Annotated in this window: 19 protein-coding genes; 13 read left to right on the top strand and 6 right to left on the bottom strand. The window is 67.6% G+C overall.

The window, feature by feature from the left end; translation table 11 throughout:
• Positions 1-68: 68 nt before the first annotated feature.
• Both PUN51_RS01760 and PUN51_RS01755 read left to right on the top strand, forming a co-directional pair.
• On the top strand, positions 69-725 hold the full coding sequence (locus tag PUN51_RS01760) for an NAD(P)H-binding protein (RefSeq protein WP_275179666.1): 657 nt from the start codon (positions 69-71) through the stop codon (positions 723-725).
• 18 nt (positions 726-743) lie between these two features.
• Positions 744-2,315, top strand: coding sequence for a Na+/H+ antiporter (locus PUN51_RS01755; protein ID WP_224026698.1), 1,572 nt, complete (start codon positions 744-746; stop codon positions 2,313-2,315).
• On the opposite strand, the gene PUN51_RS01750 is transcribed toward PUN51_RS01755, so the two are convergent.
• On the bottom strand, positions 2,302-3,513 hold the full coding sequence (locus PUN51_RS01750) for an ROK family transcriptional regulator (RefSeq protein ID WP_224026697.1): 1,212 nt from the start codon (positions 3,511-3,513) through the stop codon (positions 2,302-2,304). The genes PUN51_RS01755 and PUN51_RS01750 overlap by 14 nt on opposite strands.
• Positions 3,514-3,609: 96 nt before the next feature.
• Here PUN51_RS01750 and PUN51_RS01745 point away from each other — a divergent pair, with 96 nt between their 5' ends.
• The 5 genes from PUN51_RS01745 to PUN51_RS01725 all read left to right on the top strand — a co-directional run bounded on the left by PUN51_RS01745 (position 3,610) and on the right by PUN51_RS01725 (position 8,607).
• A complete protein-coding gene (locus PUN51_RS01745; protein WP_275179665.1) occupies positions 3,610-5,322 on the top strand; it encodes a glycoside hydrolase family 13 protein in 1,713 nt (570 codons plus the stop codon).
• Between the two features lie 64 nt (positions 5,323-5,386).
• Positions 5,387-6,328 carry an aldo/keto reductase gene (locus PUN51_RS01740; protein WP_275179664.1) on the top strand — a complete coding sequence of 314 codons (942 nt, stop codon included), beginning with the start codon at positions 5,387-5,389 and terminating at the stop codon, positions 6,326-6,328.
• Positions 6,329-6,496: 168 nt separating this feature from the next.
• Positions 6,497-7,360 (top strand): HpcH/HpaI aldolase/citrate lyase family protein, encoded by an 864-nt coding sequence (locus tag PUN51_RS01735; protein WP_141942759.1) that lies wholly within the window; start codon positions 6,497-6,499, stop codon positions 7,358-7,360.
• A 26-nt stretch (positions 7,361-7,386) separates the two neighbouring features.
• Positions 7,387-8,328 (top strand): DUF2797 domain-containing protein, encoded by a 942-nt coding sequence (locus PUN51_RS01730; RefSeq protein ID WP_275179663.1) that lies wholly within the window; start codon positions 7,387-7,389, stop codon positions 8,326-8,328.
• A gap of 54 nt (positions 8,329-8,382) precedes the next feature.
• Positions 8,383-8,607, top strand: coding sequence for a DUF3188 domain-containing protein (locus tag PUN51_RS01725; protein WP_224026693.1), 225 nt, complete (start codon positions 8,383-8,385; stop codon positions 8,605-8,607).
• Here the strand turns inward: PUN51_RS01725 and PUN51_RS01720 are convergent.
• Positions 8,597-10,282, bottom strand: coding sequence for a SulP family inorganic anion transporter (locus PUN51_RS01720; RefSeq protein WP_275179662.1), 1,686 nt, complete (start codon positions 10,280-10,282; stop codon positions 8,597-8,599). The two genes, PUN51_RS01725 and PUN51_RS01720, sit on opposite strands and share 11 nt — an antisense overlap.
• Positions 10,279-10,659, bottom strand: a complete 381-nt coding sequence (locus tag PUN51_RS01715; protein WP_275179661.1) for an ArsR/SmtB family transcription factor — start codon at positions 10,657-10,659, stop codon at positions 10,279-10,281. The genes PUN51_RS01720 and PUN51_RS01715 overlap by 4 nt, the downstream gene beginning before the upstream one ends.
• A 130-nt stretch (positions 10,660-10,789) precedes the next feature.
• Between PUN51_RS01715 and PUN51_RS01710 the strand changes: the two genes are divergently transcribed.
• The 6 genes from PUN51_RS01710 to PUN51_RS01685 all read left to right on the top strand — a co-directional run bounded on the left by PUN51_RS01710 (position 10,790) and on the right by PUN51_RS01685 (position 16,389).
• Positions 10,790-11,251 (top strand): FAS1-like dehydratase domain-containing protein, encoded by a 462-nt coding sequence (locus PUN51_RS01710; RefSeq protein WP_224026691.1) that lies wholly within the window; start codon positions 10,790-10,792, stop codon positions 11,249-11,251.
• Positions 11,252-11,253: 2 nt separating this feature from the next.
• Entirely contained in the window at positions 11,254-11,691 is a 438-nt protein-coding gene (locus PUN51_RS01705; RefSeq protein ID WP_224026690.1) for a MaoC family dehydratase, read from the top strand.
• A gap of 10 nt (positions 11,692-11,701) precedes the next feature.
• Positions 11,702-12,979, top strand: a complete 1,278-nt coding sequence (locus PUN51_RS01700) for an MFS transporter (protein ID WP_275179660.1) — start codon at positions 11,702-11,704, stop codon at positions 12,977-12,979.
• 51 nt (positions 12,980-13,030) lie between these two features.
• Positions 13,031-14,098, top strand: a complete 1,068-nt coding sequence (locus PUN51_RS01695; protein ID WP_275179659.1) for a UDP-N-acetylmuramate dehydrogenase — start codon at positions 13,031-13,033, stop codon at positions 14,096-14,098.
• A 38-nt stretch (positions 14,099-14,136) separates the two neighbouring features.
• Positions 14,137-15,240, top strand: a complete 1,104-nt coding sequence (locus tag PUN51_RS01690) for a winged helix DNA-binding domain-containing protein (RefSeq protein ID WP_275179658.1) — start codon at positions 14,137-14,139, stop codon at positions 15,238-15,240.
• Positions 15,241-15,411: 171 nt separating this feature from the next.
• Positions 15,412-16,389 (top strand): type IV toxin-antitoxin system AbiEi family antitoxin domain-containing protein, encoded by a 978-nt coding sequence (locus PUN51_RS01685; RefSeq protein WP_275179657.1) that lies wholly within the window; start codon positions 15,412-15,414, stop codon positions 16,387-16,389.
• 57 nt (positions 16,390-16,446) lie between these two features.
• Here the strand turns inward: PUN51_RS01685 and asd are convergent, their stop codons facing one another.
• The 3 genes from asd to PUN51_RS01670 all read right to left on the bottom strand — a co-directional run bounded on the left by asd (position 16,447) and on the right by PUN51_RS01670 (position 18,925).
• The gene (asd, locus tag PUN51_RS01680; RefSeq protein ID WP_110541362.1) at positions 16,447-17,577 is read right to left on the bottom strand and encodes an aspartate-semialdehyde dehydrogenase; all 1,131 of its coding nucleotides are present in this window, start codon (positions 17,575-17,577) and stop codon (positions 16,447-16,449) included.
• Positions 17,578-17,876: 299 nt separating this feature from the next.
• Positions 17,877-18,287 carry a hypothetical protein gene (locus tag PUN51_RS01675; protein WP_159631328.1) on the bottom strand — a complete coding sequence of 137 codons (411 nt, stop codon included), beginning with the start codon at positions 18,285-18,287 and terminating at the stop codon, positions 17,877-17,879.
• Positions 18,284-18,925, bottom strand: a complete 642-nt coding sequence (locus PUN51_RS01670; protein ID WP_275179656.1) for a hypothetical protein — start codon at positions 18,923-18,925, stop codon at positions 18,284-18,286. The genes PUN51_RS01675 and PUN51_RS01670 overlap by 4 nt, the downstream gene beginning before the upstream one ends.
• Position 18,926 lies beyond the last annotated feature (1 nt).

Raw genomic sequence — 18,926 nt, 5'->3', positions numbered from 1 at the left:
AGTGCATAAAGGCCCTGTTCAGCGCCAAATGGCTCTGCATGAAGGCGGCGTGCAGGCAGAATGGGTGCATGACACGCATCGCCATCATCGGCGGCCACGGCAAAGTGGCCCTCCTCCTGTCCGCCCTTCTCACCGGCGAGGGCCATTCCGTCACCTCGTTCATCCGGAATCCCGAGCACACAGACGACGTCGCCGGCACCGGGGCCACGCCGTTGGTCCTGGACGTGGAAAATTCGACGACGGCCGCCCTCGCCGATGCCCTTGCCGGGCATGACGCCGTGGTCTGGTCGGCCGGGGCCGGCGGCGGCAATCCCGAACGCACCTACGCGGTGGACCGGGACGCCGCTATCCGCTCCATGGATGCCGCGGCCCAGGCCGGCGTGGACCGGTACATCATGGTCTCCTACTTCGGTGCCGGCAAGGATCACGGGGTGCCGGAGGACAACAGCTTCTTTGCCTACGCGGAAGCCAAGGCTGCAGCGGACGAGTACCTGCGCGGCACCGGCCTGGCGTGGACCATCCTTGGGCCCGGCGCGCTGACGGACAAGCCCGGAACCGGTCTGATCGACGTCGACCCCTCACCGGAAGGGGACCGGGACACCTCCCGTGCCAATACGGCCATCGTGGCAGCGGCCGTGCTGGACCTTCCCCAGACTGCAGGCCGGACCATCGAATTCCGCGACGGCACCCTTCCCGTGGCGGCAGCCCTGGAACCCCGCGCATAGCCGGCGGCGAAGAGGCTTATGGACCAGCTCGCACTCATCATTGGACTGCTGCTGGCCACGGTGGTGGCCGTGGGCCTGGGGGACAGGCTCCGGCTGCCATACCCGGTCCTGATGCTCCTCCTGGCGGCGGCGCTGACGTTCATTCCCGGCTTCCCGGACCTGGAGATTGAACCGGACCTGATCCTGCCCATCTTCCTTCCGCCGCTCCTGTTCGCCACCGCCCAGCGGAGTTCGTGGGCGGTGTTCCGTGTCCGGTGGCGGACGCTGATCATGCTGGCCGTGGCCCTGGTGGTGATCAGCACGGCGGTGGTGGCCGGCGCGGCATGGCTGATGATTCCGGGCATCGGGGTCCCCGCGGCCATCGCCCTTGGTGCCATGGTGGCGCCGCCGGACCCTGTGGCGGTGGAATCCGTTGCAGGCCGGGTGCACATGCCGCGCCGCCTCATCACCGTCCTCCAGAGCGAGGGGTTGTTCAACGACGCCGCGGCCATCGTCATCTTCCAGGCAGCCGTGGCAGCAGCCGTGGGCGGCACCAAGGTTGGGCCCGACGTCGTCCTGCAGTTCCTGATGGGCGCGGCGCTCGCGGTGCTGGTGGGCATTGCCATGGGCTGGCTGATCGCGCTGGTCACCCGGCTGGTCACGTCCATGGTGGCCCGGAGTGCGGTGACCCTGGTGGTGCCTTTTGCCGCCTACATCCTCGCCGAGGAGGTGCACGCCTCCGGCGTTATCGCCGTGGTGGTCACGGCCCTTGAAATGCAGCGCCATGCCCGCCCGCAGGACGCGGCGGAGCGTGTCACCCGGAACGCCTTCTGGGATGTGGTGGAGTTGCTGGTTACCGGGCTGGCATTCGGCCTGGTGGGGCTGGAAATCAGGCATGTCATCCGCGATGAGGGGGCGGAGATCTTCGGCATGATCGGGGTGGCCGCGGTGGTCTGCGTCCTGGTGTTCGCTGTCCGGTTCCTGTGGCTGGCCGTCCTGGCACTGGGTGCCCGGAAACGGAAGAACGTCCTGCAGCCCACGTCCCTGAAGGAAGTCCTCATCCTGACCTGGTGCGGCATGCGCGGCCTGGCCACCCTGGCATTGGCCTTGGCGCTTCCTCTGACCTTGGCGGATGGCACGCCGTTCCCGGGGCGGGACTATCTGCTGGTCATTGCCTGCGCGGTGCTGCTGGCCACGCTGGTCCTCCCGGGCCTGACCCTGCCGTGGCTGATGCGTGTCCTCAAGGCCTCCGAGGATGGAACGGCGGAACGCGACGCTGTCCGGCTGCTGGCCGCACGCGCCCAGGCCGCGGCCGTCGCCGCCTTGAAGCAGCACGACCTGATGACGGACCTGCCGCCGGAAAAGGTAACTCTGGTCAAGGACCGGATGCGCCGCCTGCATGCGGAACTGACGGACGGCAGCCTGCGGAACGAACCGCTGGCCGAAAAGCGCCAGCGGGGACGCGAACTGGCCATCGCCGTCCAGACCATCGCGCTGGACGCGGCGCGGCAGGAAGTGGTGGCGGCGCGGAACGAGCCGGACATGGACCCCGAGGTGGCGGACCGGGTGCTCCGTCAGCTGGACCTGCGCACCATGGTCATGCCGGAGTAGCGGCCGCAGCCAGCACCAGGTCCAGGGAATTCCCCTCCACGTAGTCCAGGGCGCGGCGCACCGCTCCTACGGTCACGATGGAATCGCCCAGCGGGGATACTGCCACGCGGGCGGGGGTGGCTGTGTACCCGGCCAGGCGCTCGCTGATCGGGGCCAGGAGCACGTGGGCGGAATCCGCCACGCCGCCGCCGATCACCACCAGTTCCGGGTTGAGCATGGTGGCCACGGTGCCAATAACGCGCGCCATCCTGTCCGCCAGCCGGTCCAGGATCCCCAACGCCACCGCATCGCCTTGGGCTGCTGCTGCGAAGACCTGTTCGGCCTCCACACGCCCGGGCTGGAAGGCCCGGAGGGCCGTCGGTGCGGCGGTGGCCAGCGCTTCGGCGGCCCACGTGCGGGCCAGATGGGCGATGCCGTATGTATCGCCTACGCCTTCCACCAGGTTCAGGTAGGCGAGCTCCCCGGCGCTGCCCCGGGTTCCATGCACCAGCCGGCCGCCCTCCACGATGCCGGAGCCCAGCCGTTCACTGGCCAAAATCACCACGACGTCGTCGATGCCGGCGGCGGCCCCCTGCCACCGGTCACCCAGGGCAGCGAGGTTGGCGTCGTTTTCCAGCAGGACGGTCCATCCACGGGCTGCTTTGAGTGCCGGCGGCAGTCCCAGGTCGAACAGTCCCCAGAACTCCTGCGTGGCCACCACCTCCCCGTGCCGGTCCACTGGTGCTGCCACACCGGCACACACGGCCAGCACCTGCCCGGGATCCGTCGCGGCGGAGCGCAGTGCGGCCATGGCGACGCCGTCAATGAAGGCGATCCGCTCCCGGGAGCCGACCTCGCCGGCCTGGAAGGGGCGGCTGGACCGGGCCATGGTCGTACCCCGGAGATCGGAGACCACCACCGTGACCTTTGAGTATCCAATGTCCATGCCCAGCACCACGCCGGCCCGCTCATTGAGCTCGAAGCGCCGGGCCGGGCGGCCCTTCCGGTACCCGCCGAACTCGCGCTGGTTTTCCAGTTCCAGGAGCCAGCCCCGCCGGACCAGGTCCTCGCAGACGGCGATGGTGGTGGCGCGGGTCAGGCCCGTCGCCGCCATGACGTCGGTGACGGTGACAGCCCCTGAGGCGCGCATGAACTCCAGGACCGCGCCGGCACTGACCCGCCGCAGCAGTTGGGGAGTAGCGGGAACCGGTTCAGGCATCCTGTTGACCTTCCTGTCCAAAGCACCAGATAATACTTGAGTAAGTAAATTTAGACTCAATATAAATATAGCCGCACTGAAGAAAAGGGTCAGTCCTTGTCCACCACCGCCACTCTGGCAACCCTGTCCGACTCTGACCGTCTGGCCGACCCCAACTGGTGGCGCCAGGCCTCCGTCTACCAGATCTACCCCCGCAGCTTCGCTGACTCCAACGGCGACGGCATCGGCGACCTGAAGGGCATCACCGCCAAGGTCCCCTACCTGAAGACGCTGGGTATTGACGCCGTGTGGCTCAGCCCGTTCTATCCGTCCGCGCTCGCCGACGGCGGGTACGACGTCGATGATTACCGCGACGTCGACCCCAAGTTGGGCACGCTGGCTGACTTCGACGAGATGGCCAAGGCACTGCACGACGCCGGGATCAAGCTGATCGCGGACATCGTCCCCAACCATTCCTCCGACCGTCACAAGTGGTTCCAGGAAGCGCTGGCGTCCCCGAAGGGCTCCCCGGCCCGCGACCGCTACATCTTCCGGGACGGCAAGGGCCCCAACGGCGAGTTTCCGCCGTCGGACTGGGACTCTGTGTTCGGTGGACCGGCCTGGGAGCGCATCACCGAACCCGACGGCACCCCCGGCCAGTGGTACATGCACATCTTCGCCAAGGAGCAGCCGGACCTGAACTGGTCCAACCGGGAAATCCGGGATGACTTCCTCAAGACGCTGCGCTTCTGGTCGGACCGGGGCGTGGACGGCTTCCGCGTTGACGTGGCGCACGCCCTCACCAAGGACCTCACCGAGCCGCTGCTGTCCAAGCTTGAACTGAGCGCCGCCAACACCGGCGTGGACGGATTCGACGACGGAACGCATCCGTTCTGGGACCGCGACGAAGTCCACGAGATCTACGCCGAATGGCGCGAGGTGTTCAACGAGTACAACCCGCCGCGCACCGCCGTCGCTGAAGCTTGGGTCCACGCCACCCGCCGGGCCCGCTACGCCAGCCCGCAGGGCCTGGGCCAGGCGTTCAACTTCGACCTCCTGCAGGCCGACTTCGACGCCGCCGAGTACAAGGAAATCATCACCCGGAACCTTGCCGAGGCGACGGCCACCGGTGCCTCCTCCACCTGGGTGTTCTCCAACCACGACGTGGTGCGCCACGCAACCCGCTACGGCCTGCCGCAGGTGGCCAAGGCGAAGGCCGGTGCCAAGGGCCAGGACGGCAAGGACTGGCTGCTCGCCGGCGGCCCCAAGGACCAGCTGGACGTTGAACTGGGTGAGCGCCGCGCCCGCGCCGCCACCTTGCTGATGCTGGCTGTCCCCGGATCCGCCTACCTGTACCAGGGTGAGGAACTGGGCCTGCAGGAAGTGGCCGAGATTCCCGAATCGGAACGCCAGGACCCGTCCTTCTTCCGCAACAAGGGCGTGGAAATCGGCCGTGACGGCTGCCGCGTGCCGCTGCCGTGGAAGGTGGAAGGCACATCCTTCGGCTTCGGCGATGGCGGTTCCCACCTGCCGCAGCCGGACTGGTTCAGCAAGTATGCCGTCGAGGCCCAGGACGGGACCGAGGGCTCCACGCTGGAGCTTTACCGCAAGGCACTCAAACTGCGCCGCGAACTGCTGACCGACGAGGACCTTGAGTGGGTGGAGAACGGCAACCCGGACGTCCTGCACTTCAAGCGCCCCAACGGGTGGCAGTCCGTGACCAACTTCGGGAACACCGCCGTCGACCTTCCCGCCGGTGCGGTCCTGGTCAGCAGTGCCCCGCTGGAGGACGGCAAGCTGCCGGCCAACACCACCGCATGGCTGCGCTGATCCCGGAGCCCGCGGGCACCCGGGGACTGCCAAAGCAGGGAGTCCGGACGGGGGACCGGGGCTGATGCAGGAAGTCATCTACGGATGCATGGGACTGGGCGGCAGCTGGTCTGACGAGCCGCATGGGGCTGACCATGTGGACCAGGCCGCTGCTGCCGTCCAGGCCGCCCTGGACGCGGGCATCACCCTGTTCGACCAAGCCGACATCTACCGCAGCGGAAAGTCCGAGGCCGTTTTCGGTGATGTGCTGGCCGCGGCCCCGGGCCTGCGGGAGCGCATCCGGCTGCAGACCAAGTGCGGCATCCGGCTGAACGAGCGTGGCCTGCAGACCCACTACGACCTGAGCCGGGAGGCCATCCTGGAGCGGGTCAACGGCAGCCTCGGCCGGCTGCGGACCGACTACGTGGACATCCTCCTGCTGCACCGCCCGGACCCCCTGGCGGACCCGGCGGAGGTGGCAGCCGCTGTCGGACAGCTCATGGCCGAAGGCAAGGTCCGGCAACTGGGCGTGTCCAACATGTCCGCTGCCCAGATCGAGGTGCTGCAGGACCGGCTGGAGACCCCTGTGGTGGCCAACCAGCTGGAGATGAGCCTGCTCAAGCGGGCGTGGCTGGAAAGCCAGGTCCTGGTCAACCACCCGGAACACCTGGACTACAGTTTTCCGCACGGCACGCTGGAATACTGCACACGCAACAACATCACCCTGCAGGCGTACGGCTCGCTGGCCCGCGGCGCCTACACCGGTGCCGAACCCGGGAGCCCCACGTCAGCCGGGGCCGCCACGGCGGAACTCGTGGCGCAGCTTGCGGACCAATACGGCACCTCCGGCGAGGCCGTCCTCCTGGGATGGCTGATGAAGCATCCGGCCGGGATCGCACCGGTCGTTGGCACGGTCAATCCGGGCCGGATCCGGGCCTGCGCGGACGCCGCCCGCGTGGCCGGGGCGCTGAGCCGTGCCGACTGGTACAAGCTGTGGGTCACCGCGCGGGGCAGCAATATCCCCTGACGCCGCCCAACTGGGTAGCAGTAAGTGTCGTTATGGAGCCTCATAACGACACTTACTGCTACCTGCTTCCCGTTAGGGCCCGGTCACAACAAGTTTAGTTCGTATTGATCCTCACAAGCCGGCCGTTTTCTTCGCCGTGCCGCTTGCAGGCCGGATACTGTAGAAAGCATGACGTCTACCATCGCCGCCGAAACCGTTAGGCCGGAACGCAATATCCCTGCAGAGATCGCCCGTTCCTGGTTGCTGGTCAATGCCATGAAGCCGGAGCTCTTCGACCAGTCGGCCGTGTCCCGGGCCGATTCGATCATCCTGGATATTGAAGATGCAGTGGACCCCTCGCAGAAGGACCAGGCCCGCAACAACGTCATCGACTGGCTGACCGCCGGTGGTAAGGCCTGGGTCCGGATCAATGACGCCACCAGCCCGTTCTGGGCCGATGACTTGGCCGGCCTGCGCGGCACGCCCGGCCTGCTGGGCGTCATGCTCGCCAAGACCGAATCCGCTGACCAGGTGACCGAGAGCTACCACCGCATGGACGGCAAGACGCCCGTGATCCCGCTGGTGGAATCCGCGCTCGGCATCGAGGAAGCCAACCACATCGCCAAGGCCCAGGGCGCGTTCCGCCTGGCCTTCGGCTCCGGTGACTTCCGCCGCGACACGGGCATGGCTGCCACCCCGGAGGCCATGGCCTACCCGCGCGCCAAGCTCGTCGTCGCCAGCCGCGTCGGCAACCTGCCGGGCCCCATCGACGGCCCCACCGTCGGCACCAACCACCCCATCCTGCGCGAGCAGACCGGCATCACCGTGATGATGGGCATGACCGGCAAGCTTTGCCTGGCCATCGACCAGACCCCGGTGATCAACGAGGTCATCAGCCCCACGCCGTCGGACGTCGCCTGGGCCACCGACTTCATGAACGACTTCGAAGCCAACGGGCGCGTCATCCGTGACGGCTCCGACCTGCCCCGCCTGGGCCGCGCCGAAAAGATCATGAAGCTCGCGGTAGCCTTTGGGGTGCAGCCCGCGCTGTAGCGCCACCCATCACTTCAGGAGACCCCGTGACCGATACCCGCTATCTGGTCCACGGGGTCTTTTGGGATGGCCCGCCTGCCTCAACCCCAGCGGACGACGCCGGCGGCCCGGTCCTGCGCCTCCAGTCACCCGAGGGGGACTTCCGGGAGCTCAGCCTCAGGGCGGGCAGCCGGCTCGGCTTCAAGGTGGTGGAACCCGGCCGGTTCTGCCTGGGCCACGTCCAGGTCCAGTCAGCGGGCTCCCGCCGCCACATCCTGTGCGGCTCCGCCGCCCCGGCCCTTCGGGGCAAGCAGTGCGAGCGGTGCTTCGTACTTGACGAGTCCCGCCTGATGCACGACTTCCACCGTGGCGGCAGGGTGACCCCCGGCCTGCGGGACTACCTGATGCAGGAACACTGGCTCTACGTGGCCACGTTCGCGGGAGGCGCCACCAAGGTGGGAACGGCCTCCGGCCCGCGGAAGTGGAACCGGCTGGCGGAGCAGGGGGCCGCAGTGGCGAGGTATGTTGCCAGGGCGGAGGATGGCCGGGTGGTACGGGTCCTCGAGGACCTGGTGACGGCCGGCGTCGGCCTGACCCAGCAGGTGCGCTCGGCCGCGAAGGCGGAGGCGCTGCTCCGGCCGCTGCCGGCCGGCGCGGTGGACGAAGCCAATTCCCGCGCCGCCGGTGACGTACGGGCCCTGCTGGCGCGCACCGCCGTCGACGGCTTTCAGGCCGTGGAGGAGCAGTGGCCGCGTCCCGCGCATGCTGATGCCCTGTACGGAAGCGCGTCCCGCCACGCCTATCCGCATGCCCTGGACCAGGGGCGGCACGGTTTCAGCATCGCAGCCCTGGGCGGGGCCAACGCGCTGGCCCGGCTGGACGGAACGGACGCCGAATTCGTGGTGAACCTGTCCCAGCTGGCTGCCCGGACCGTCGTGCTGGGGGAGTATGCCTCAGAGGTGCCGGCAGTGCAGGAAGCATTGTTCTGATACCGGGACCCGGCCCGCCCGCCGGGGTGCCCGGGCACTCGGTAGACTTGGACGGTGCTGAACGAATTCTGGGCCACCGCGCCCACCCGCTACAAAGTCCTGGTCTTCAGCGCGATGGGACTGATCGCCGTCGGCATCATCCTGAATCTGGTGGGCAACACCAGCGGCAACCAGGCACTGGCCATGGCTTCCCTGCCCCTCATCGGGCTCGGGCTGGTCCTCCACGTCGTGGGCATCGTGGTGCGCGGCCAGGCGATCCGCAAAAACCTCAGGCGCTAGCCGCCGCGTTCCGCAGCACGTGGCTGCGGGCATGTTCCACGGCATCCGGGAGCCGGTCGAACAGGTGCTTGTGGTGCCGCAGGGAACGGATCACGCCCACGTTGGTCACCAGGTCAAGGTGGTCAGGCCGCACACCCTTGAGCAAAACGGTGATGCCGCGCAGCTCCAGCGCGGAAATGACCTCCACCAGGGCGTGGGCGCCGGTCGCGTCCAGCATCCGCAACTGGGACAACCTGATGATGGCCACCTGCACGTCCTTGACCTGGCTGATCTCCTGGAGGATGCGCTCGGCGGCACCAAAGAACATCGCTCCATCCAGCCGGAAAACTGCGATGTGTTCGTCTCCTTCCAACCGCGGACCGGGAATCTCCTCGCGTTGGACCCCGCTCAGTGAAGCGAATTTCCGCAGTGCGAAGAGGGCGGCCGCGGCCAGCCCTATCTGGATGGCAACGATGAGGTCGAATGCCACCGTGATGACGGCCGTGAGCACGAAGACCGCGGCGTCTGCCCGGGTGGAACGCAGGATGGCGGTGATGGTGCGCCGCGAGACCATCCGTACTGCCGTGACCATCAGGACCCCGCCCAATGCTGCCAGCGGGATGCGGCTGACCATTCCCGAGGCCAGGTAGGTGATGCCCAGCAGCACGATGGCGTGCACCGCTGCGGCCAGGCGGGTCCTGGCGCCGGACCGCACGTTGACCGCGGTCCGTGCGATGGCTCCGGTGGCCGGCATCCCGCCGAACAGGCCGGCCGCGATGGAAGCCAGGCCCTGTCCCATCAGCTCACGGTCGGGGCTGTAGGGGCCGGTGGGCCTGCCGTCCGGCCCGGCCATCCCGGCGGCCACGCGCGCCGAGAGCAGTGACTCGATGGCAGCCAGGAAGGCGACAGCCACGGCGGGCATTGCCAGGTTGCCAAGGGAAGCAGGGTCCAGGGCGGGGAGGGACGGTGCCGGAAGGGAATGCGGGAGTGCACCAATCCGGGGGACGTCCAGCTGCAGGATTTCGGCGGCGGCGGTCGCCAGGAGTACCGCCAGCAGGCTGGCCGGCAGGGCGCGGAACAGCTTCTGCACCAGGACCATCACGACGGCGACTCCCGCCACGAGCGCGAGCGTCAGCACCACGGTCGCGGCGGCAGCGCCCGCTGCCGCCTCCACTGCGGCAAGGAGGGTGTTGTGCCCCGGGGTGCCGGACGTGCCGGTGGCCAGCGGAACCTGCTGGAGGAAGATGATGGCGGCAATGCCCAGCGTGAAGCCTTCCACGACGGGCCAGGGGATGAAGGCCACGGCCCGGCCCAGGCCACTGAAGCCGAGCGCGCAGACCAGCAGCCCTGCCATCAGGGACAAAAGGGCGACGCTGCCGATGCCGTGGACCGCCACCACGGGGGCCAGCACCACCACCATGGCTCCCGTGGGCCCGGACACCTGTACCGGGGAGCCGCCCATGACGGCCGCCACCAGCCCGGCCACGATCGCCGTGATGAGGCCCGCTTCGGCACCCACCCCGGAGCTGACGCCGAACGCCAGGGCCAGCGGCAACGCCACAATGCCCACGGTGATTCCTGCCAGCAGGTCGGTACGCCAGGTGCCGGCAAGCCCGGCGTAATCCTTCCGGGAGGGCAGGAACCGGGTGATGCTCCCCGCGGCCGTGCCCCGGGCCGTGACCGGGTCGGCGGTCACTTGGCTGACCCGCCGGCCAGGTGTTCTGCCGGCAGTTGCTGTGCCAGCCGCAGCTGCTCATTGGAGCCGGCCAGGCTGTCTACGAGGAAGGTCCGGGCAATGGCAAGCAGCTGTGAGACCCCTGGGTGGGCGAGCTGATACGTCACCGCATTGGCACTGCGTACGGAGGTCACCACCTTGTGCTTCCGCAAGGTGGCCAGGTGCTGGGAGAGGTGCGAGGCCTCCAGCCCGGTCTCTGCCAGGAGGTAGCTCACCGGGGCAGACTCCTGCGGCGCCGCGGCCAGCAGCTCAAGGATCCGTATCCTGGCCGGGTGGGCCAGGCCCTTGAAAAGGTTCGCTTTGATCTCGTAGAGCGGGGCTTGGGCGGAAGACAGCATCAAAGGTGGCGCTCCTGTGCGCGATGGCCGGCCGGTCATATCCCGGACAGCGGATTGATGGAATGATGAAATCATCATACCAGTGCAGCGGGCGTCTTTTGAAGGGCGTGGCAACGATAGGCTGGAATCCATGACTATCAATCCGGACCTGCAGGGCCGTAGCTACCCTGCCGCAGAGGTGTATGACGTCGGCCGCGAGAAAATCCGTGAGTTCGCCCGCGCCGTGAAGGCGACCCATCCCGCGCACTTTGACGTGGACGCAGCCAGGGCCCTGGGCCACGCCGATCTGGTGGCACCGCCCACCTTCGCCATCATCATCGCCCAGCGTGCCGACGCACAGCTCATCGAGGACCCGGAAGCAGGCATCGACTTCTCCCGCGTGGTCCATGCAGACCAGCGCTTCACCCACCACCGGCCCATCGTCGCCGGTGACCGGCTCGTTGCCGAACTGCATGTTGACGGCGTCCGTGCCATGGGCGGCGGCGCCATGATCACCACCCGCTCGGAGATCTTCGCCCTCGGTTCCGGTGATTCGCGGGAACCCGTCACCACCACCACGTCATCCATCCTGGTCCGCGGAGAGGGACAGTAACCATGAGCCCCACCTTCAACGAACTCAGCGCCGGCCAGGAAATCGGCAGCCGCACCATCGAGGTCACACGCACCGACCTGGTCAGGTACGCCGGGGCGTCCGGCGACTTCAACCCCATCCACTGGAACGAGGCCTTCGCCAACGGCGTGGAACTGCCCGGCGTCATCGCCCACGGCATGTTCACCATGGGCTCCGCCGTCCAGCTGGTGACGGACTGGGCGGGCGACCCGGCCGCCGTCGTTGACTTCCAGACCCGCTTCACCAAGCCGGTCCTGGTGACCGACACCACCGGAACCGACCAGCCCGGGGCCACCATCGAGGTCAGCGGCACCATCGGAAAGCTCGACGCCGATGCGGGCACCGCGCGCGTCGACCTCACCGTTGTCTCCGCCGGGCAAAAAGTCCTGATGAAGGCCCAGGCCCTCGTCAAGCTGTCTTGAGCTGCACCTTTTGACCACTCCTGCAGGAACCACCGCAACGGCCGGGCAGGTCACTGCCTGGCGGAACGCCGTCGTGGTGGCCTACGGCGCCAGCGGCCTTGCCTTTGCCTCCTGGGTGTCCCGGCTGCCCGCTATCCGGGACACCCTGGACCTCACCCCGGGCAACATCGGCGTCATCCTGCTGTGCATGACGCTGGGGTCCTTCGCCTCCGTGTCTGCGTCCGGGCTGATCGTGCTGCGGCTGGGCTCCAAGCGGACCATCCGGACAGGCAGCATCATGGTGGGCGCCGGCCTGCTGACGGCGGGTTTTGGCACAACCGTGCTGGCAAGCCCGGTGGCAACCGCCATCGGCCTGGCCATCATTGGCCTGGGCACCGGAAGCTGGAACACGGCATCCAACGTTGAAGGCGCCGCGGTGGAACGCGCGGTGGGCCGGCACATCATGCCGCGGCTTCACGGTGCCTTCAGCCTGGGAACGGTGGCAGGCGCGGGCCTGGGGGCCGTTGCCGCCGCGGTGTCCATGCCGGTGTTCTGGCACCTTGCGGGGGCAGGGGCGGTGGTGGCGGTGTCGGTAGCAACGGCTGCCTCCTGGTTCCGCGCCGATGTCACCCCGGTGGCCGGGGAGCGCAGTTACTCCCCGGATACGTTCGAGGATCCCAGTACCGGGCCGATTCCCGTGATCGCTGCCGGAACCACGTCCGGCGATGCCCCGCTTGACAACAAGCGAAAGATCGCCCGGGCATGGCGGGACCGGCGGACCCTGCTCCTGGGTGTCCTGGTGCTGGGCCTCGCCCTGGCCGAAGGCGCGGCAGGGGACTGGGTGGCCCTCGCGCTGGCCGACGGCCACGGGCAGGGCGATGCTGCCGGTGCCGCCGGCTACGGGCTGTTTGTCACGTTCATGACCATCGGACGTTTTGCCGGAACGGTGCTGCTGGACAGATTCGGCAGGGTTCCCGTGATGCGCTGGTGTGCTGCCATGGCTGTGCTGGGACTGGGCGTCTTCGTCTTTGCGCCGGTGCCGTGGCTTGCCTACGTGGGGCTCGCACTGTGGGGCCTGGGAGCATCCCTGGGCTTCCCGGTGGGCATGTCCGCCGCAGCCGACGACCCCGCGATGGCTGCCGCCCGGGTGTCCGTGGTGTCCACCATCGGCTATGCCGCGTTTCTGTGCGGTCCGCCGCTGCTGGGGCTGCTGGCCGAGCATGTGGGCATCCTGCATTCGCTGCTGGCCGTGATGGTGATGCTCGCCGTGAGCTTCGTCCTCTCCCCGGCGGCCCGGAAGCTGGCCTGAAGGTACTGCGTTGTACTGCGCCCGCACAGTATCTTCAAGTAACGTGGACAGGTGACTTCCACGCTCCTTTCCTCCCTGACCACCTCCGCCGTCGGAGGCCCTGCCGGCAAGTACATCGAGGCCCGCACCGAGGCGGACATCATCGACGCGGTCCGCTCGGCGGATGCCGCCGCGGAACAGGTGCTGATCGTCAGCGGCGGATCCAACCTCCTGGTCTCCGACGACGGGTTTCCCGGGACGGTCATCAGGATCGCCTCCGAGGGGTTCACGGTCAACGCCGAGGATTCCTGCGGGGGAGTGGCAGTGGTGGTGCAGGCCGGCCACAACTGGGACAAATTGGTAGCGCACGCGGTGCTGCACGCCTGGTCCGGTATCGAGGCGTTGTCCGGCATCCCCGGTTCAACGGGGGCCACGCCTGTCCAGAACGTGGGTGCCTATGGTGCTGACGTTTCCCAGACCATCGCCGCCGTCCGCACCTGGGACCGGAAGCGGAACGCCGTGCAGACCTTCACCAACTCGGAGCTGAAGTTCGGCTACCGGGACTCCATCCTCAAACAGACCACCGTCAACGGTTCGCCCCGGTACGTGGTCCTCACCGTCGAGTTCCAGCTGCCGCTGGGCCGGATGAGCGCGCCCATCCGGTACGCCGAGCTGGCCCGGGCCCTGGGGGTGGAGGTGGGACAGCGCGCCTACGCGAACGACGTCCGCCGCGAAGTCCTCCGCCTGCGCGCCTCCAAGGGGATGGTGTGGGACGCAGCTGACCGGGACACCTACTCCACCGGGTCCTTCTTCACCAACCCGATCGTGGCGGCCGACGTCGCGGACAAGCTGCCGGAAAGCGCTCCGCGCTACCCGGCCGGGCAAGACGGGATGGTGAAGCTCTCCGCCGCATGGCTGATTGACCAAGCAGGCTTCGGGAAGGGCTTCGGCCTGGAAGACGACGGCGTGGCCGGCGGCCGGGCGTCGCTGTCCACCAAGCACACCCTGGCCATCACCAACCGTGGCTCCGCCAGCGCCGCCGACATGGTGGCTGTCGCGCGGGAAGTGCGGGCCGGCGTCGAACGCCACTTCGGCATTTCGCTGCACCCGGAGCCGCTGCTCATCGGCCTCGAACTCTAGCCGTCCCCGCAGGGCCGCGCCCGGCCTAGGATGGGCGCATGGCTGCATTTGGTGCCCTGCGCGACGGCAGGATGGTCGGCAGGCTCCGGCTGGTGTCCCAGCGGCTCGCCGGGATTGAGGCCACCTCTGTGCCGGGGCTGGTCCGTTGGATGACCGCCATGCAGGCCCAGGACCTGCCCGCGGCACTCTGGGCGGTGGGTGTCCGCGTGCCCGGGGCGGGAATCACCGATGTCCGGGCGGCCATCCATGCCGGCACAGTGGTGCGGTCCTGGCCGATGCGCGGGACGTTGCACCTCGTGGCTCCGGAGGACCTGCGCTGGATGCTGGACCTCACGGCCGAGAGGCTCACCAGGAGCATCGCGGGCCGTCACCGGCAGCTGGAGATTACGTGGGCAGACGTGGAGAAGGCCCGCGACCTCGCGCTGGAACACATCTCGGCGGAGGGCCCCGTCAGCCGCGCCGCTCTGTTCAAGGTGTTCGACGACGGAGGCCAGCCGACGCTGGGCCAACGCGGGATTCATCTCCTGGGTTCGCTCTGCCGGCACGGCTGGCTGGTTTTGGGGCCCCTGGCCGGAAACCAGCAGCTGATCGCGGCGTTTGATGACTGGATACCCTCGTCCCGGAGCCTGGAACGGGAGGCGGCCCTGTCTGAGTTCCTGCTCCGTTACTTCCGCAGCCATGGGCCGGCCACCCTCCGCGACTTCGCCTGGTGGACGCAGCTGCCGCTGACCGAGGTACGCACGGCGTTTGAACACGTCCGGCGCGAGTTGGTGGAGCTGGAGTTCGCGGGGACCAGCTATTGGCTGTCCCCGGAGGTGGCGGCGCTGCTGGACTCCGGAGTGCCCGGCGGCCGGTCCGTCCACCTGCTGCCGGGTTTTGATGAGTTTGTCCTGGGCTACACGGACCGCAGCCTCGTCCTGGCGCCGGAGCACTCCGACCTGATCGTGCCCGGCGGGAACGGTGTCTTCAAGAAGACGGTGGTTGCCGCGGGGAAGGTTGTTGGCACCTGGGCGCTGAAGGGCACCGGGCCGGGTGCCGCCGTCGTACCTGAACTCTTCGACGAAGCCCGGCCGCTTGGCCCGGCGGCGCAGGCAGCCCTGGCCAAGGCCGGCCGGCGCTACACGACGTTCCTGGCCACCTGACGTGCTTCCAGCCCTCACATAACCGGTCCTTTGCCGCTTAACCGGTCCCGCCCCGCATAACCGGCCCCGGGCAGCAACGGTTGTGCGGGTAAGGGCCGCTCGTACCGCGGGCCATCCACATAGCGACGTCCCGTGCTTCCGATGCCGGTGTCCGCCGTCGACCCTTGGACAATGAATTCCGGTGATTTGCAGGCCCTCGTCGACCATCGCTGGCCCAAGCAGGTGGTGGCGTCAACCCGCCAATTGGCGGCTGCCGGGCTGGACGACCGTGTGCTGACTGCGGCCGTGAAGAGCGGTACCGTGCTCCGGTTGCGGCGGGGAGCCTACGTCCGGAGCAGAAACTGGCATGGGCTCAAAGAATGGGACCGGGACCAGGCCCGGCTGATGGCCCACTTCGAGTCCACCCACGGCCGGTCCCGGTACAGCCACGTGAGCGCGGCATTGTTGCGGGGGCTTTTTGTCTGGGAAGGCGGGCCCGCCGTGCACGTGACAACCCAGTACGCCAACTCGAAGGCCAGCGCAGGAAGGGACGTCCGGACTCACAGGCTGCCGCTCGCGGAAGCTGAGAAGGCTTCACTGTGGACGCCCGACGGGCGGGAAGTCCTTACCACCAGTGCCGAGCGGACCGTGCTGGACTGCGCACGTATCCTGCCCTTGGAAAAGGCCGCTGTGATCGGTGACCACGCGCTGCGCAAGGGTGCGTCCATCGAGGCCATGCGGCAGCTGCTGAACGACAGTCCAGTGGTCCGCGGCGGCAGGCTCGCCTGGGACCTGCTGGCTGTTCTGGATGCCCGGTCCGAGTCCCCGGGGGAGACCCGGACCAGGCTGATGCTGCATTCTCTTGGCCTGCGCATGTTCGAACCGCAGGTTGGGATCACCACCCGCGAGGGCATTTTCCGGGCGGATTTCGCGGACCCCGACGCCCGGGTGATTATCGAGTTCGACGGCGTCGCCAAGTACACGGACTACAAGCCGGCGGCGGATGTGCTGCTCGCGGAGCGGCGCCGGGAGAACGCATTGCAGGAGCTGGGTTGGGCAGTCTTCCGGATCAATTGGCAGCAGCTGAACCGGCCAGGAGAGCTGCGGCAACGGCTGTACGCATTCCTGGCGCGCCATTCCGGAACGCAAAAGCGGCCCTTGCCCGCATAACCGGTGCCGGGCAGCAACGGTTATGCGGGCGAGGGCCGCTAGTGAGGCAGCTGGAAGCTACAGGTTGCCGGTGGCGATGTTGAGCATGCGGCGCAGCGGCTCGGCGGCGCCCCAGAGGAGCTGGTCGCCCACGGTGAAGGCGCTGATGTACTGCGGGCCCATTTCCATCTTGCGGATGCGGCCCACCGGGATGTCCAGGGTGCCGGAGGCGGCCACGGGGGTCAGCTCGGCCATGGAGGCCTCCTTGGTGTTGGGAACCACCTTGGCCCACTGGTTGTCCTCGTCCAGGAGCTTTTCGATCTCGGCCACGGACAGGTCCTCGCGGAGCTTCAAGGTCAGGGCCTGGGAGTGGGAGCGCATGGCGCCGATGCGGACGCAGAGCCCGTCCATGATCACGTGGTTTTCCTCGGAGGTGCCCAGGATCTTGTTGGTTTCCACCCCGGCCTTCCACTCTTCCTTGGACTGGCCGTTGCCCAGGTCCGCGTCGATCCAGGGGATCAGGGAGCCGGCCAGGGGGACACCGAACTGGGTCGCGTCGATGTCGGTGCGCTGGTGGGCCAGGACCTTGCGGTCAATGTCCAGGATGGCCGACGCCGGGTCGTCCAGTTCCGTGCTGACCTCGGCGTTGAGCGTGCCGAACTGGCTGAGGAGCTCGCGCATGTGCCGGGCGCCGCCGCCGGAGGCTGCCTGGTAGGTCATGGAGGTGCCCCACTCCACCAGGCCGTTCTTGAACAGGCCGCCGAGGCCCATGAGCATGCAGGAGACGGTGCAGTTGCCGCCGATGAAGTCCTTGGTGCCGTTGACCAGGCCCTTGTCGATGACATCGCGGTTGATGGGGTCCAGCACGATGATCGAATCGTCGTTCATGCGCAGGGTGGAGGCGGCGTCGATCCAGAGGCCGTCCCAGCCGCGGCTGCGCAGGTCCCCGTGGACCTGCTTGGTGTAGTCCCCGCCCTGGGCGGTGACGATAATGGGCAGCTTGGCCAGGGTGTCGAGGTCGAACGCGTTCTCGAGCTTGCCGGCACCGTCGGCGAACGACGGGGCGGCACCTCCCGCGTTGGAGGTGGAGAAGAACACCGGGTTGATGTTGGCGAAGTCGCCCTCGTCCTGCATGCGCTGCATGAGGACGGAACCGACCATGCCGCGCCATCCGACCAGGCCGACGGAAGGGGTAGCTGCTGTAGTCATTGGTCCAGTTTAGACTTCGCATCCGGAAGGGCGCAGTCGGTTACGTCACTGCGTGCCGCCATGAGCCTACGACGTCGGCCGGCTGGGTAAGGCGCTATCCAACGGGCCGCGGGAGGTTCCTGGCTTTGCGGAGCCTCTCCGCCTTGCGCTCCCGGAAGTATCCGGACTATGCCGTAAACCATCAGGCCCGAACAGGGCCGTCACCCTTCCTGACCCCGTACTCTTCGTCCGTGTAGCTGACGATCTCACCGTTCCCGGCCAGGCGGTGCTTCACCGGCACCGTCGGAGACCCAATTCTGCTACCAGTCCGGCCTGCTTGAGCGTCGGGTGGGAGGTTCAAGTGTTTTTCCAGCCGCCTTCCGCAGCCGTGCCGCTTTGCGTTCCTTGAAGTAGTAAGCCCATGAGGTGGGCACCAGGAAAAGCACAATCACACAGGCGATGACGAATTGCACCCAGTTGGTGACCCCGTCACCGGTAAGGACGATGATTGCCGCACCCACCACAATGCCAGAGAACAGGGAGATCAAGATGGCAAGGAAGAGCAGTCCGCCTGCTGAATTGACGGGTTTGATCACGCTGCCCGTTGAGCCTTTATAGACCCCGTATTCCTCGGGCGTGAGTCCCTGCCTCTCGGCCTCCAGTTGGATTTGGCGCTTGTAGTAGCCTTTGCGCTTGACCGGAGGAACCGGTCGTGGGTCTTCGCTGCTCATGTGGTTTCTCCGCGGGTTTCCCGAATACGGGTAAGCAGGCCGTATGTGTCCAGGCCCGTGATTTCCTCGACATCCCGGGTGGGATCGATAACCTTGCCAACCGCCCAGCCGAGGCCTTCCGGTCGAATGAGCAGGTGGTCTTCCCCAGAGATCGACTTGACCCGGACAAAGGCGGTCCCTTCGGGATGAGTCCGCCGATGTTCCTTGATGAGGGAGAGTTGGGCGTCTGCGCCGTCGATAGAGGGGTCCTGGGCAAAGACGAACCAGGTGCCCAGGGTCCTGGGCTGCATCAGCACAGATACTTTGTCGGACTCCACGTGTACCACAGTGTCCGTTTTCTCGCCGTCGACCAGGCTGATTTCCGTCCAGCGGCCCGCCCTGGACAAGGCGTACGCGGTGGGTACCGCGGGCCCTTCCAATTCAAGGTCGTCATCGACGCTGGCAAAGCCACGGGCCAGAAGCGAAGATCCTCCCGCGACGCAGATGGGGTCCGACTGGACTTCCTCTTCCAGTCGGAGTACCTGGGCGGACTTCCTCGCGGCGTCGGTATCGAACCTCCTGATCAGGTATGCGATTTCGGCAAAGCCGAAGCCAACCGCCGTGTCCGGCGGGTTGATGGATTCAGTGCTGGCTGTCACG

This window comes from Arthrobacter sp. NQ4 (assembly GCF_029077345.1).
Classification (GTDB): Bacteria; Actinomycetota; Actinomycetes; order Actinomycetales; family Micrococcaceae; genus Arthrobacter.
The sequence above is the reverse complement of the archived record's forward strand: the minus strand, read 5'-3'. Positions and strand labels throughout refer to the sequence as shown.